The sequence below is a fragment of the Streptomyces sp. cg35 genome (assembly GCF_050410835.1).
Lineage (GTDB): Bacteria > Actinomycetota > Actinomycetes > Streptomycetales > Streptomycetaceae > Streptomyces.
Genome location: NZ_CP191268.1, coordinates 5,522,561 through 5,536,437, shown reverse-complemented (window position 1 = coordinate 5,536,437; position 13,877 = coordinate 5,522,561). Strand labels below are relative to the sequence as shown.

Sequence of the window (13,877 nt, the reverse complement as noted above, 5' to 3'; positions counted from 1 at the left end):
AATCAGGAGTTCCACAGGACATGAGCAGCGACGAGCCGCCCCAGCCTGCGCAGCCCGAGCCCACGCCCGAGCCATCGCAACAGCCGGCGCCGACCGGGCCGGGCACGAAGAAGGCCAAGGCCAAGCGCCCCAAGCGCAAGGGCTGGCGCCGCCTGATCCCGACCTGGCGGATGCTCCTCGGCACCGTCATCGGCTTCGTCCTGCTCTGCGTCGGCCTGTTCGCGCTCGGCTACGCCCTGGTGGACATCCCGCCCGCCAACTCGGCCGCGACCGCGCAGTCCAACGTGTACCTGTACGCCGACGGCACCCAGATCGCCCGCGACGGCGAGGTGAACCGGGAGAACGTACGGCTCGCGCAGATCTCCAGGACGACGCAGCACGCCGTGCTCGCCGCCGAGGACCGGGACTTCTACAGCGAGTCCGCGATCGACCCGAAGGCGATGCTGCGCGCGGCCTGGAACACGGTCACCGGCAAGGGCAAGCAGTCCGGCTCCACGATCACCCAGCAGTACGTGAAGAACTACTACCTGGGGCAGGAGCAGACGGTCTCCCGGAAGGTGAAGGAGTTCTTCATCTCCATCAAGCTCGACCGGGAGGCGACCAAGGACGAGATCCTGGAGGGCTACCTCAACACCAGCTACTTCGGGCGCAACGCGTACGGCATCCAGGCCGCCGCCCAGGCGTACTACGGTGTCGACGTCGAGGACCTGACGGCCGCTCAGAGCGCCTATCTGGCGGCGCTGTTGAATGCCCCCAGCGCGTACGACGTGATCGCGCACCCGGAGAACAAGGCGAAGGCCGTGGCCCGCTGGAACTACGTCCTGGACGGCATGGTCAAGGAGAAGTGGCTCTCCGCCGCCGACCGCGCCACGATGACGTTCCCGGTGCCGGACGAGGCGAAGGGGCCCGCCGGGATGTCCGGGCAGCGCGGCTACATCGTGCAGGCGGTGAAGGACTTCATCACCGACAACGAGATCCTCGACGAGGACACCCTCGCCACCGGCGGCTACCGCATCACCACCACCCTGCAGAAGAAGAAGCAGGACGCCTTCGTGGACGCCGTCGACGACCAGCTGATGTCGCAGATCGACAAGGACGCCCGCAAGGCCGACCGCAACGTCCGCGCGGGCGGCGCCGCCATCGACCCGGCCACCGGCAAGGTCCTCGCGATGTACGGCGGCATCGACTACACGAAGCAGTACGTCAACAACGCCACCCGCCGCGACTACCAGGTCGGCTCCACCTTCAAGCCCTTCGTGTTCACGTCCGCCGTGGAGAACGGCTCGACCACGCAGGACGGGCGCGTCATCACCCCCAACACCGTCTACGACGGCACCGACGAGCGCCCCGTGCAGGGCTGGGACGGCGGCTACTACGCCCCCGAGAACGAGGACAACGTCTCCTACGGCCCCATCACCGTGCGCACCGCCACCGACAAGTCCGTGAACGCGGTGTACGCCCAGATGGCCGTCGACGTCGGCCCGGGCGAGGTCAAGCGGACCGCGGTCGACCTGGGTCTGCCGCGGAACACCCCCGACCTGACCGCGACCCCCTCCATCGCGCTGGGCCCGGCCACCGCCAGCGTCCTCGACATGACCGAGGCGTACGCGACGCTCGCCAACCACGGCAAGCACGGCAGGTACACCCTCCTCGCCTCCATCAGCAAGGACGGCACGGACCTCGAGCTGCCCGAGCAGGACACCCGGCAGGCCGTCAGCCGCGAGTCCGCCGACACCACCACCTCGATCCTGCAGTCCGTTGTCGAGGGCGGCACCGGTACCGCCGCCCAGGCCGCGGGCCGCCCCGCCGCCGGCAAGACCGGCACCGCGGAGGAGGACACGGCGGCCTGGTTCGCGGGCTACACCCCCGACCTCGCCACCGTCGTCTCGGTGATGGGCCAGGACCCGGACACCGGCGCCCACAAGTCGCTGTACGGCGCGGCCGGCCTGCCGCGGATCAACGGCGGCGGGTTCCCGGCCCAGATCTGGGCCCAGTTCACCAGGAAGGCCCTGGCCGGCACCGAGGCCACCGACTTCGACCTCGAGCTGGAGGACGGCGCCGAGGAGGTGCCGATCCCGTCGGAGCCGCCCGCGACCACCGGCGCCACGTCCGCCTCCCCCGACGACCCGGGCACCGACACCGGCGGCACTCCCACGGACGGCGGTCCCACGGACGGCGGCACCGACACCGGCGGCACCGACGAGGGCCAGGACCAGGGGCAGACGCAGGGCACCACGGACGGCGGGACGACGACCGACGGAGGCACCACGGACGGCGGCACCACCACCGACGGCGGTACGGACACCGGAGGGACCGATACGGGCGGCACGGGTGGCACGGGCGGCACGGACACCGGCGGAACGGACACGGGCGGCCCGCTCAGTGGCCTGACGTCGCCTTCAAACCGACGATCGCCACAAGCAGCAGGCCGATGAAGAAGATCCGCGCGGCCGTCGCCGGCTCCCCCAGCACCAGCATGCCGACGATGGCCGCACCCGCGGCCCCGATGCCCACCCACACGCCGTACGCGGTACCGATGGGCAGCGACTTGGCGGCGTAGGACAGCAGCATCATGCTGGCGACGATCCCCGCGCCGGTGAACACGCTCGGCCACAGCCGGGTGAAACCGTCCGTGTACTTCATGCCGATCGACCAGGCGACCTCGAGAAGTCCGGCGATCACGATCAGGATCCAGGCCATGACTGGCACCTCCGTCAGTGGTTCTCAACAGGGGTGCGTCGTCTTTGCGGATCCCGGTACGGCGCGTCTCGTCGGGGTCCCCCAAAGATAGCAAAGGGCAGACAAAAGGGGCTGGTGACAACGGTCACCAGCCCCGCACGGGCCCTTGGGGCCACGTCCTACAAGTACAGGCCCGTCGAGTCCTCCGAGCCCTCGAACCGGTCGGCGGCCACCGCGTGCAGGTCCCGCTCGCGCATCAGCACGTACGCGACCCCGCGCACCTCGACCTCCGCCCGGTCCTCCGGGTCGTACAGGACCCGGTCGCCCGGTTCCACGGTCCGCACGTTCTGCCCGACCGCGACGACCGCGGCCCAGGCCAGGCGCCTGCCGACCGCCGCCGTCGCGGGGATCAGGATGCCGCCGCCACTGCGCCGCTCGCCCTCCGACGTGTCCTGCCGCACCAGCACGCGGTCGTGCAGCATGCGGATGGGCAACTTGTCGTCGTGGGTGCTGTGTCTGTCGAGATTGCCGCTCACGCCGACGAACCTACCTGTCCCTCGCGCGGATGTACGCCGCCGGGTCAGCCCTTGCGCCGGCGCGAGGCCACCGTGAGGAGCCCGACGACACCGACCACGAGGAGCGCGGCCGGCACGATCCGCTCCAGACGCGGCGCGCCCTCCTCGGACACGAACTGGCCCTTCGCCTCGGAGACGAGCCGATTCGCACCGACGTACGCCCGACCGAGGGTGTGGTCGACGTTCGACACGAACTTGGCCTTGGCGTCGCCGACGATCGTCTTCGGGTGCACCCGCACCCCGATCTCGTCGAGCGTCTCGGCCAGGGTCTCGCGGCGGCGCTTGATGTCCGCCTCGATCTGCGCCGGCGTCCGCGTATCCGGCGTATCCGACGTGCTGGACGTGTCCGACACCGCACTGCCTCCGTGGTCGCTACGAATCTGCTTGCTGGTCCTGCGTTACGGCTAGGGGACAGTCTGTCAGCTCGGCGCCGCACTCACCCCACGGCACCCCTATTACGCTCGTCCGGAGTCACCCCACCCGCGAGGAGATGCGAGCGACATGAGCGAGCGACTGCAGCCCGGCGACACCGCCCCCGCCTTCACCCTGCCCGACGCCGACGGCAACGAGGTCTCCCTCGCCGACCACAAGGGCCGCAAGACGATCGTCTACTTCTACCCCGCGGCGCTTACCCCGGGCTGCACCAAGCAGGCCTGCGACTTCACCGACAACCTCGAGCTGCTGGCCGGCGCCGGCTACGACGTCATCGGCGTCTCCCCCGACAAGCCGGAGAAGCTCGCCACGTTCCGCGAGAAGGAGAACCTCAAGGTCACGCTGGTCGGCGACCCGGAGAAGAAGGTCCTGGAGGCGTACGGCGCCTTCGGCGAGAAGAAGCTGTACGGCAAGGTCGTCACCGGTGTCATCCGCTCCACGGTCGTCGTGGACGAGGACGGCAAGGTCGAGCGGGCCCTGTACAACGTCAAGGCCACCGGCCACGTGGCGAAGATCATCAAGGACCTGGGCATCTGACGGATCCCGGGCCGCCGGGCCGCGTACCCATGTTGTGACGAAAGTCCCCTCCGACGGGGACTTTCGTTTGCAACCGCCACCATCGAGCAAGTGATCCCCTTGGAAGCGTTGTATGTCCAGAGAAGGGATCGCCATGTCCACCGACACCGAGGAAGGGCCCCTGTCGCCCGACCCGGAGGCGGTCAAGCGTCACCGGGCGCTGTTCCGTGCCGTCAGACGGCGCAAGAATCCGCCCCTGCGCCGCACCGACATCACCGTCACCGACGACACGGCGGTCAAGCGGGCGGTGAAGGCGGCCTCGCTCGGCAACGCCATGGAGTGGTTCGACTTCGGCATCTACTCCTACCTCGCGGTGACGATCGGCCACGTCTTCTTCCCGTCCGGGAACGACACGGTCCAGCTGATCTCGTCGTTCGCGACCTTCGCGGTGTCGTTCCTCGTCCGGCCGATCGGCGGCATGGTCTTCGGCCCGATGGGTGACAAGATCGGCCGCAAGAAGGTCCTGGCGATGACCATGATCCTGATGGCGGTCGGCACGTTCGCCATCGGCCTGATCCCGTCGTACGCCTCGATCGGCTTCTGGGCGCCGGTCCTGCTCATCGTCTTCCGGCTGATCCAGGGCTTCTCCACGGGCGGCGAGTACGGCGGCGCGTCCACCTTCATCGCCGAGTACGCGCCCGACAAGCGACGCGGCTACTTCGGCAGCTTCCTGGAGTTCGGCACGCTCGCCGGGTACGTCGGCGCGGCGGGCCTCGTCACGATCCTGACGACCACGCTCGGCAGCGACGGCATGGAGTCCTGGGGCTGGCGCGTCCCGTTCCTCGTCGCGGGCCCGATCGGCCTGGTCGGCCTCTACCTGCGGCTGAAGCTCGACGAGACCCCGGCCTTCCAGAAGCTCGAGGACGAGTCCGCCCACAAGGCCTCCGACGCCGCTTCCTCGGTCGAGACGACCGCCAAGGGCGACCTGCTCCGGATCTTCCGCGACTACTGGCCGACGCTGATCCTCTGCATCTGCCTGGTCGGCGCGTACAACATCACGGACTACATGCTCCTGTCGTACATGCCGACGTACCTGTCGGACGAGATGGGCTACTCCGAGACCCACGGCCTGCTGATCCTCATCGCCACGATGGTGATCCTGATGTGCGTCATCAACCAGGTCGGCAAGCTCTCCGACCGCTTCGGCCGCAAGCCGCTCCTGATGGCGGGCATGCTCGGCTTCTTCGTCCTCTCCATCCCCTCCTTCCTCCTGGTCAAGAACGGCGCCCTGTGGGCCGTCTCGATCGGCATGCTGATGCTGGGCCTGTCCCTGGTCTGCCTGCTCGGCACCATGTCGGCCGCGCTCCCGGCGCTCTTCCCGACCCAGGTCCGCTACGGTTCCCTCTCGGTCGGCTACAACCTCTCCGCCTCGATCTTCGGCGGCACGACCCCGCTGGTGATCACGGCGCTGATCTCCCTGACCGGGACCGACATGATGCCCGCGTACTACGCGATGGCCGCGGCCCTCGTCGGCGTCATCGCGGTGGCCTGCATGAAGGAGACGGCCCAGAAGCCGCTGGCGGGTTCCCCGCCCTCGGTGGAGACGGAAGAGGAAGCGGCGGACCTGGTCGAATCCCAGGCCCCGACCCCGAAGTTCTGACCTGCTCCGCTTCCCGTGGCCGGGCCGCCCCGCATACCGTGCGGGGCGGCCCGGCTTCTGCCCCAACTGTCCGGCTCCGGCCTGAACTTGGCGGCGGGCCAACGGCGCGCTCCCGCGCCGGGCGGCGCCCCCGTACACTGACGGCGGGACATGCACCGGGAAGGTGGAATGTCCGTTTTAATGCGGTCGTGGTGGAATTGGCAGTCACGTCGGGTTTAGGTCCCGGTGGGAGAAATCCCGTGAGGGTTCGAGTCCCTCCGACCGCACGCGCAGAAGGGCGCTCCCGCACCGGGAGCGCCCTTCGTCGTACGAGGCCGGGTCTCAGCCCAGCAGCTCCCGCACCACCGGCACCAGCGCCCGGAACGCCTTCCCCCGGTGGGAGATCGCGTTCTTCTCGTCGGCGGTGAGCTCCGCGCACGTGCGGGTCTCGCCGTCCGGCTGGAGGATCGGGTCGTAGCCGAAGCCGCCCGCGCCCGCCGGGGTGTGCCGCAGGACGCCGCGCAGCTGGCCCTCGACGACGCGCTCGGTGCCGTCGGGCAGGGCGAGGGCGGCCGCGCAGGCGAAGTGGGCACCCCGGTGCTCGGCGGAGTCGATGTCGCCGAGCTGGGCGAGGAGGAGGTCGAGGTTGGCCTGGTCGTCGCCGTGGCGGCCGGCCCAGCGCGCGGAGAAGATGCCGGGGGCGCCGCCGAGGACGTCGACACAGAGGCCGGAGTCGTCGGCGACGGCGGGCAGGCCGGTGGCCTGGGCGAGGGCGTGGGCCTTGAGCAGGGCGTTCTCGGCGAAGGTGACGCCGGTCTCGCGGACGTCCGGGATCTCGGGGTACGCGTCGGCGCCGACCAGCTCGTGGGGCAGGCCGGCGTCGGCGAGGATGGCGCGGAGTTCGACGATCTTGCCGTTGTTGCGGGTGGCGAGGATGAGGCGGGTCATGCCTCCAGTATTCACGCCGCCGCGGGTCCGTTACGGCGTGCAGACCTTCGTCAGTTCGCCCGCCGCGTCCGTGACGGGGGTGACGTCGGGGGTCTCGTCGCCGTTCCTGATGGCCGTACGGACGTTGTCCACCGCCTTGTTGAGGTCGCCGACGGCCTTCGACACATCGGCGTTGTCGGTCTTGTCGCCGATCTTGTCGAGGTTCTTGTCGATGGAGGCGAGCGCCTCGTCGGCCTGGCCCGGGTCGTTCGACGCGTTCTCGACGGCCTGCTGGAGGTCGGTGACGCTGTCGGCGATGGAGTCGGCGGTCTGGACACAGTCGAGGGCCTTGTCGACGGCGGAGCAGCCGACGGCGGCCGGGACCGCGATCAGTGCCGCGGCGGCGACGGTTATGGCGATTCGACGGTGGCGGCGCGCGGCCATGGAACGGTCCTCCCCTGAAGTACGGACGGATGGACGGCGGTTGATGACGCGTGCCGTCCACCCGTACGTAGTGACGCAGTCGGTGGCTGTGCGGTTGCCACCCTACTTGGGGAGTTCTTTACCTAGGCAAGGTCTTTTCCGAGGGCGCCCTCGAGGGCCTTGCGCTGGGCGGCGGCGAGTTCGTCGCAGCCCGAGACGGCGAGGTCGAGCAGGGAGTTGAGCTCGTCGCGGGCGAACGGCTCGGCCTCGGCGGTGCCCTGGACCTCGACGAAGCGGCCGTCGCCGGTGCAGACGACGTTCATGTCGGTGTCGGCGCGGACGTCCTCCTCGTAGCAGAGGTCGAGGAGCGGTACGCCGCCGACGATGCCGACGGAGACGGCGGAGACCGTGCCGGTGAGGGGCTGGCGGCCGGCCTTGATCAGCTTCTTGCCCTGGCCCCAGGCGACGGCGTCGGCGAGGGCGACGTAGGCGCCGGTGATGGCGGCGGTGCGGGTGCCGCCGTCGGCCTGGAGGACGTCGCAGTCGAGGACGATGGTGTTCTCGCCGAGGGCCTTGTAGTCGATGACGGCGCGCAGCGAGCGGCCGATGAGGCGGCTGATCTCGTGGGTGCGGCCGCCGATCTTGCCGCGGACGGACTCGCGGTCGCCGCGGGTGTTGGTGGCGCGGGGCAGCATCGAGTACTCCCCGGTCACCCAGCCCTCGCCGCTGCCCTTGCGCCAGCGGGGGACGCCTTCGGTGAAGGAGGCGGTGCAGAAGACCTTGGTGTCGCCGAAGGAGACGAGGACGGAGCCTTCTGCGTGCTTGCTCCAGCCGCGTTCGATGGTGATCGGGCGGAGCTGTTCGGGGGTGCGGCCGTCGATGCGAGACATGAGGAGGAGCCTAGCGGCAGGGGCGCGGGGCGAAGGTCCCGCGGGGCGGGCCCGCGCCGTACTCCGCGCCGCGCGGGCCCGGACTCCGAGGTCCCGCACGGCCCAGGCGGAACCCGCTCGTCCCTTCAACAGCCCTTGAGTGATCCACGAGCGCGCGGCGGTACAAAAACGGTGTTGCTCCCGGTCGAGGAGAAGCACCCGATGACAGGCGTGAACGTCCCGCCGAGTCACCGCGTTCGCCCGACAGCGCCAGCCCCGCCCCGCAGGACAGACCGCTGCAGAACCTCACCCGAGAACGGAAGTCCCATGGCCGTTGACCAAGTACTGACCGGCTCCGCGTCGGACGGAGAAGGCAGTCTGGGTGCCCGGGCCGCTGAAGCCGCCGAGCCGACGCGTGCCCCGATCTCCCGGCTGCCGTCCCTGACCGGCCTGCGGTTCCTCGCCGCGCTGGCCGTGTTCGCCGCCCACGCCTTCATACCGATCCCGTCGCTGCGGCTGCTGGCCGACGACCGTACCGAGTTCCGGTTGTTCCACTGGTTCGACCAGGCCGGCGGGCCCGCCGTGTCGTTCTTCTTCGTGCTCAGCGGGTTCGTACTGACCTGGTCGGCGCGGGACAACGACACCACGACGGGGTTCTGGCGGCGGAGATTCGTCAAGATCTACCCGACCTACGTGGTCGCCTGGGTGCTCGCGATGGTGCTCTTCGCCGGCGACGCCACCTCCACCCGGATCGCCGTCGCCAACCTCTTCATGGTCCAGGTGTGGGTGCCCGAGTACTACACCAACTTCAGCGTGGACCCGCCGAGTTGGTCGCTGGGCGTGGAGGCGCTCTTCTACCTGAGCTTCCCGCTGCTGCTGGCCGTCCTCCGGCGCATCGAGCCCCGGCACCTGAAGTACTGGATCATCGGGGCGATCGCCGCGGTGTGGGCCACCCCGGTGGTGGCGTACACGGCGTTCCCGAAGGCCCCACTGGTTCCCAGCGGCCAGGACCTCGCCGCCACCGCGTACTGGTTCAACTATGTGCTGCCGCCGGTCCGCGTGGTCGACTTCGCCCTCGGCATCCTGGTCGCGCTCGCGGTCAAGCACGGGCGCTGGCGCAACATCGGCATGATCCCGTCGTTCGTGCTGCTGGCCGGCGGGTACTGGCTCACCTTCCACATGCCCGCCTTCTACGGGCAGCGCGCCACCATGATCATCCCGATCGTGCTGCTGATCGCGGCCGCGGCGACCGCGGACATCGAGGGCCGCTTCACCCTGTTCCGCAACCGCACGATGGTCTGGCTGGGCGAGATCTCCTTCGCCTTCTACCTGCTGCACTACATCGTGCTGGCCCGGCTCCGCAAGGAGCTCGGCACGGAGCTGTACTCCACCACGGAGGGCATCGCCCTCCTGGCCGGCGCGGCCGTCGCCGCGGTGGCGCTGTCCTGGCTGCTCCACCGGCTGGTCGAGCTTCCGCTCGTGCGCCGGTTCGGCCGCTCGCGGCCCGCGGCACGTGAGAAGACGGTCGCCTGACCGAGCGCGCGGGCCCTTCCGGGACGCGAACGGCCGCCGCTGCCCGTACATCGGGGAGCGGCGGCCGTTCGCGTGCGGCCCGTCAGTGACGGTTGCTCACATCATGTCTTCGATGTCGGCGGCGATCGGGTCGGCGTCGGTGCCGATGACGACCTGGATGGCGGTGCCCATCTTGACGACACCGTGGGCGCCGGCGGCCTTCAGCGCGGCCTCGTCGACCAGGCCGGCGTCCTTGACCTCGGTGCGCAGCCGGGTGATGCAGCCCTCGACCTCTTCGATGTTGTCGATGCCGCCGAGCCCGGCAACGATCTTCTCAGCCTTCGTGGCCATTTCGTTCTCCCTGTTGTTCCCTGGCCCGCCGTGAGCCGTTTTGTCACGGTAACCCACGGTTGGCCCATCTTCACGAGCGGTAGCACCACACGTGACGAAAGATGACGAGCACGTGGACCGACCCGTCCCGCGACTGGTCTACACCAGTTTCCAACGACCGCCAAACGTGGCTTGTTCCGGGAGGACGCCCATGAGCGCGAACGCCGCCGCCGCACCCCGACCGAGCCCCTGGAACAACTTCTTCCAGGGGCTCCAGAAGATGGGGCGCAGCCTGCAGCTGCCGATCGCCGTGCTCCCCGCGGCGGGCATCGTCAACCGCCTCGGGCAGCCCGACGTCTTCGGCGACGACGGCCTCGGCTGGACCAATGTGGCCAAGGTCTTCGCGGGCGCGGGCGGCGCCCTGCTCGACGCCGACCTCGGACTGCCGCTGCTGTTCTGCATCGGTGTCGCGATCGGCATGGCCAAGAAGGCGGACGGTTCGACCGCGCTCGCCGCGGTGGCCGGCTTCCTCGTCTACCGAGGCGTGCTGCGGCAGTTCCCGATCGACTGCGCCGACGGGGCGAAGGCGGTGGCGACGGGCTGTCAGGCGGCGGACAACACCGTCTCCGCGTTCCAGTTCCAGAACCCGGGCGTGTTCGGCGGCATCATCATGGGCCTGCTGGCGTCGTTCTTCTGGGTCCGCTTCCACCGGACGAAGCTGGTCTCGTGGCTCGGCTTCTTCAACGGCCGCCGCCTCGTCCCGATCATCATGGCCTTCGTCGGCATCCTCTTCGCGGTCATCTGCCTGTGGATCTGGCCGCCGATCGGTGACGGCCTGGAGAGCTTCTCCAACTGGCTGGAGGGCCTGGGCGCCGTCGGATCGGGCATCTTCGGCGTCGCCAACCGCGCGCTGCTGGTGATCGGGCTGCACCAGTTCCTGAACGTGCCGCTGTGGTTCCAGTTCGGCTCGTACACGAAGCCCGACGGCACGACCGTGCACGGCGACATCAACATGTTCCTCAGCGGTGACCCCAGCGCGGGCATCTACCAGTCGGGCTTCTTCCCGATCATGATGTTCGCCCTCCCCGCGGCCTGCCTGGCGATGGTGCACTGCGCCCGGCCCGATCGCCGCAAGGCCGTCGGCGGCATGATGCTCTCGCTGGCCCTGACCTCGTTCGTCACCGGCATCACCGAGCCGATCGAGTACTCCTTCGTCTTCATCGCCCCCGCCCTGTACGCGGTGCACGCGGTGCTGACCGGTGTCTCGATGGCCGTGACCTGGGCACTCGGCGTCAAGGACGGCTTCAGCTTCTCCGCGGGCCTGATCGACTACCTGATCAACTGGAACCTGGCGACGAAACCCTGGCTGATCATCCCGATCGGCCTGTGCTTCGCGGTCGTGTACTACGCGGTCTTCCGGTTCGCGATCACCAAGTTCGACCTGAAGACCCCGGGCCGCGAGCCCGAGGAAGAGGTCGAGGACGTCACCAAGGCCTAGCCTTCCGCCCCTGCCCGAAGGGCCCCCGGACCTCTGGTCCGGGGGCCCTTCGTCACGTATGAGCTCAAGCGGACGCATATGTTCCACACCACAGAAATCGTGGGTTCCTTATCTCAGCTTCACCGTGCTACAACAGGTCTACACCACTGAGTGGTGTAGACCATGTGGCCGTCGGCCACGGTCCCCCTCGAGACGCCGCCGTCCCACAATGACCCCTTGGCGGCGCCTGCCCACCTGGAGGAAGTTGTGTCCACGGCTAGCGCCGCACCCGCGGCCGACAAGAAGAAGGGCGCCGGCGCGATGGCTGTCATGCAGCGCATCGGCCGCAGCCTCATGCTGCCGGTCGCCGTGCTGCCCGCCGCCGCGCTGCTGGTCCGGTTCGGCCAGGCCGACATGCTCGGCAGGGAGTCGTTCCCGACCTTCATCAACAAGCTCGCCGGCTACATGGCCGCCGGCGGTGGCGCGCTGCTCGACAACATGCCGCTGCTGTTCTGCGTCGGCATCGCGATCGGCTTCGCCAAGAAGTCGGACGGCTCCACCGCGCTCGCCGCGGTCACCGGCTACCTGGTCTTCCAGAAGGTGCTCGCCACCTTCACGGACAGCAACCTCCCGAAGGTCGCGAGCGTCGCCGACGGCAAGATCGTCATGAACGAGGCCCCGGTCAACGCCGGTGTCCTCGGCGGTGTCGTGATGGGCATAGTCGTCGCCCTGCTCTACCAGAAGTTCTACCGGACCAAGCTGCCCGACTGGGCGGGCTTCTTCGGCGGCCGCCGGCTCGTCCCGATCCTCTCCGCGTTCGCGGGTCTCGTGGTCGGCATCGTCTTCGGCCTGATCTGGCCGGTGCTCGGCACGGGTCTGCACAACTTCAGTGAGTGGCTGGTCGGTTCGGGCGCCGTCGGCGCCGGCATCTTCGGTGTCGCCAACCGTGCGCTGATCCCGATCGGCATGCACCACCTGCTGAACTCCTTCCCCTGGTTCCAGGCCGGTACCTACAACGACGGCGGCGTCGACTACCACGGCGACATCGCCCGCTTCCTGCACGGCGACCCGACCGCGGGTCAGTTCATGACCGGCTTCTTCCCGATCATGATGTTCGCCCTTCCGGCGGCCTGCCTCGCGATCACGCACTGCGCCCGCCCCGAGCGCCGCAAGGTCGTCGGCGGCATGATGTTCTCCCTCGCGGCCACCGCGTTCGTCACCGGTGTGACCGAGCCGATCGAGTTCACCTTCATGTTCATCGCCCCGGTCCTGTACGCGATCCACGCGGTCCTCACCGGTGTCTCCATGGCCCTGACGTGGGGCCTGGGCATGAAGGACGGCTTCGGCTTCTCGGCCGGCGCGGTCGACTACTTCCTGAACCTGGGCATCGCCTCCAAGCCGTGGCTGCTGGCCCTGGTCGGCCTGTGCTTCGCGGCCGTCTACTACGTGGTCTTCCGCTTCGCGATCATCAAGTTCAACCTGCCGACGCCGGGCCGTGAGTCCGACGAGGAGCTGGCCGAACTGCAGAAGGCCGAGGCCAAGTAGCCTCTGCCGGGTACGACGAAGCCCCGCCGACCATGTGTCGGCGGGGCTTCGTCGTACCCGGGAAACGATCAGATCTCGTACGTCGCCCCGGCCACCGCCAGCTCCACCGGCCCGTCGTACACCGCACGCGCGTCCGCCAGGTTCACCTGCGGGTCCGTCCACGGCGGGATGTGCGTCAGGACCAGCTTGCGGGCGGCGGCGCGCTGGGCCGAGTCGCCCGCCTCGCGGCCGTTGAGGTGCAGGGCCGGGATGTTCTCCTTGCCGTGCGTGAACGCGGCCTCGCACAGGAACAGGTCACTGTCCGCGGCCAGTTCGTCGAGCGCGGCGCAGGGGCCCGTGTCACCCGAGTACGTCAGGGAGCGGCCGCCGTGCTCGATGCGGATCGCGTACGACTCGACCGGGTGGCAGACCTTCTCCATGCGTACGGAGAAGGGCCCGATGTCGTACGAGCCCGGCTTCACGGTGTGGAAGTCGAAGACCTCGCTGAAGGCGGAGGCCGAGGGGGTGTCGGCGTGCGCCGTGGTCAGCCGCTGCTCGGTGCCCTCGGGTCCGTAGACCGGGATGGGGTCGCAACGGCCGCCCTCATGGCGGTAGTAGCGCACGACGAAGTACGCGCACATGTCGATGCAGTGGTCCGCGTGCAGATGACTGAGGAAGATCGCGTCGAGGTCGTAGAGACCACAGTGGCGCTGCAGCTCGCCCAGGGCGCCATTGCCCATGTCGAGAAGCAGCCGGAAGCCGTCGGCCTCGACGAGGTAGCTCGAACAGGCCGAATCCGCGGACGGGAACGACCCCGAGCAGCCGACGACGGTGAGCTTCATAAGAGCCGGAACCTCCGCGCTGGCGGTCGGGAAGCGGTAAGGAGCGGGACTGAGGGGTCCGTCGAGCGTAAGGCGCAAAACGGTGGGTCGCTCCTCCGTCGTGGGCCGTTGTGGGCGAACTCACCTGCGCTG

At 69.2% G+C, this 13,877-nt stretch carries 14 protein-coding genes, 1 tRNA gene and 1 riboswitch; of the genes, 7 read left to right on the top strand and 8 right to left on the bottom strand.

What is annotated here, in order from left to right; all coding sequences use genetic code 11:
• Nucleotides 1-20: 20 nt before the first annotated feature.
• Nucleotides 21-2,435 carry a transglycosylase domain-containing protein gene (locus tag ACQUQD_RS25350; protein ID WP_428954425.1) on the top strand — a complete coding sequence of 805 codons (2,415 nt, stop codon included), beginning with the start codon at nt 21-23 and terminating at the stop codon, nt 2,433-2,435.
• Here the strand turns inward: ACQUQD_RS25350 and sugE are convergent.
• The 3 genes from sugE to ACQUQD_RS25335 form a co-directional block, all read right to left on the bottom strand.
• A complete protein-coding gene (gene sugE, locus ACQUQD_RS25345) occupies nt 2,380-2,700 on the bottom strand; it encodes a quaternary ammonium compound efflux SMR transporter SugE (RefSeq protein WP_428954424.1) in 321 nt (106 codons plus the stop codon). The two genes, ACQUQD_RS25350 and sugE, sit on opposite strands and share 56 nt — an antisense overlap.
• A gap of 32 nt (nt 2,701-2,732) precedes the next feature.
• Nucleotides 2,733-2,803: riboswitch (guanidine-III (ykkC-III) riboswitch) on the bottom strand.
• Nucleotides 2,804-2,858: 55 nt separating this feature from the next.
• Complete coding sequence (locus ACQUQD_RS25340; RefSeq protein ID WP_428957650.1) at nt 2,859-3,161, bottom strand: GroES family chaperonin; 303 nt, start codon at nt 3,159-3,161, stop codon at nt 2,859-2,861.
• Nucleotides 3,162-3,259: 98 nt separating this feature from the next.
• On the bottom strand, nt 3,260-3,607 hold the full coding sequence (locus tag ACQUQD_RS25335; protein WP_428954423.1) for a DUF3618 domain-containing protein: 348 nt from the start codon (nt 3,605-3,607) through the stop codon (nt 3,260-3,262).
• Nucleotides 3,608-3,755: 148 nt separating this feature from the next.
• Between ACQUQD_RS25335 and bcp the strand changes: the two genes are divergently transcribed.
• The 3 genes from bcp (at nt 3,756) to ACQUQD_RS25320 (ending at nt 6,128) form a co-directional block, all read left to right on the top strand.
• Nucleotides 3,756-4,223: a thioredoxin-dependent thiol peroxidase gene (gene bcp / locus ACQUQD_RS25330; RefSeq protein ID WP_428954422.1), complete on the top strand. Its 468-nt coding sequence runs from the start codon at nt 3,756-3,758 to the stop codon at nt 4,221-4,223.
• A gap of 133 nt (nt 4,224-4,356) precedes the next feature.
• The gene (gene proP / locus ACQUQD_RS25325) at nt 4,357-5,862 is read left to right on the top strand and encodes a glycine betaine/L-proline transporter ProP (RefSeq protein WP_428954420.1); all 1,506 of its coding nucleotides are present in this window, start codon (nt 4,357-4,359) and stop codon (nt 5,860-5,862) included.
• Nucleotides 5,863-6,044: 182 nt separating this feature from the next.
• Nucleotides 6,045-6,128: transfer RNA gene (locus ACQUQD_RS25320), tRNA-Leu, on the top strand.
• A gap of 55 nt (nt 6,129-6,183) precedes the next feature.
• Here ACQUQD_RS25320 and rdgB read toward each other — a convergent pair.
• The 3 genes from rdgB to rph all read right to left on the bottom strand — a co-directional run bounded on the left by rdgB (nt 6,184) and on the right by rph (nt 8,081).
• Nucleotides 6,184-6,789: an RdgB/HAM1 family non-canonical purine NTP pyrophosphatase gene (gene rdgB / locus ACQUQD_RS25315; protein WP_428954419.1), complete on the bottom strand. Its 606-nt coding sequence runs from the start codon at nt 6,787-6,789 to the stop codon at nt 6,184-6,186.
• A gap of 30 nt (nt 6,790-6,819) precedes the next feature.
• Nucleotides 6,820-7,212, bottom strand: coding sequence for a hypothetical protein (locus ACQUQD_RS25310; protein ID WP_428954418.1), 393 nt, complete (start codon nt 7,210-7,212; stop codon nt 6,820-6,822).
• A 122-nt stretch (nt 7,213-7,334) separates the two neighbouring features.
• Complete coding sequence (gene rph / locus ACQUQD_RS25305) at nt 7,335-8,081, bottom strand: ribonuclease PH (RefSeq protein WP_428954417.1); 747 nt, start codon at nt 8,079-8,081, stop codon at nt 7,335-7,337.
• Between the two features lie 306 nt (nt 8,082-8,387).
• Here rph and ACQUQD_RS25300 point away from each other — a divergent pair, with 306 nt between their 5' ends.
• Nucleotides 8,388-9,593 carry an acyltransferase family protein gene (locus ACQUQD_RS25300; protein WP_428954416.1) on the top strand — a complete coding sequence of 402 codons (1,206 nt, stop codon included), beginning with the start codon at nt 8,388-8,390 and terminating at the stop codon, nt 9,591-9,593.
• A 96-nt stretch (nt 9,594-9,689) separates the two neighbouring features.
• Here the strand turns inward: ACQUQD_RS25300 and ACQUQD_RS25295 are convergent, their stop codons facing one another.
• Nucleotides 9,690-9,923, bottom strand: a complete 234-nt coding sequence (locus ACQUQD_RS25295) for a glucose PTS transporter subunit EIIB (RefSeq protein ID WP_387217466.1) — start codon at nt 9,921-9,923, stop codon at nt 9,690-9,692.
• 190 nt (nt 9,924-10,113) lie between these two features.
• On the opposite strand from ACQUQD_RS25295, the gene ACQUQD_RS25290 reads away from it, so the two are divergent.
• Entirely contained in the window at nt 10,114-11,400 is a 1,287-nt protein-coding gene (locus ACQUQD_RS25290) for a PTS transporter subunit EIIC (protein ID WP_428954415.1), read from the top strand.
• A gap of 246 nt (nt 11,401-11,646) precedes the next feature.
• On the top strand, nt 11,647-12,924 hold the full coding sequence (locus ACQUQD_RS25285; RefSeq protein WP_428954414.1) for a PTS transporter subunit EIIC: 1,278 nt from the start codon (nt 11,647-11,649) through the stop codon (nt 12,922-12,924).
• Nucleotides 12,925-12,992: 68 nt separating this feature from the next.
• Here ACQUQD_RS25285 and ACQUQD_RS25280 read toward each other — a convergent pair whose 3' ends face one another.
• Nucleotides 12,993-13,745 (bottom strand): MBL fold metallo-hydrolase, encoded by a 753-nt coding sequence (locus ACQUQD_RS25280; protein ID WP_428954413.1) that lies wholly within the window; start codon nt 13,743-13,745, stop codon nt 12,993-12,995.
• Between the last annotated feature and the right edge of the window lie 132 nt (nt 13,746-13,877).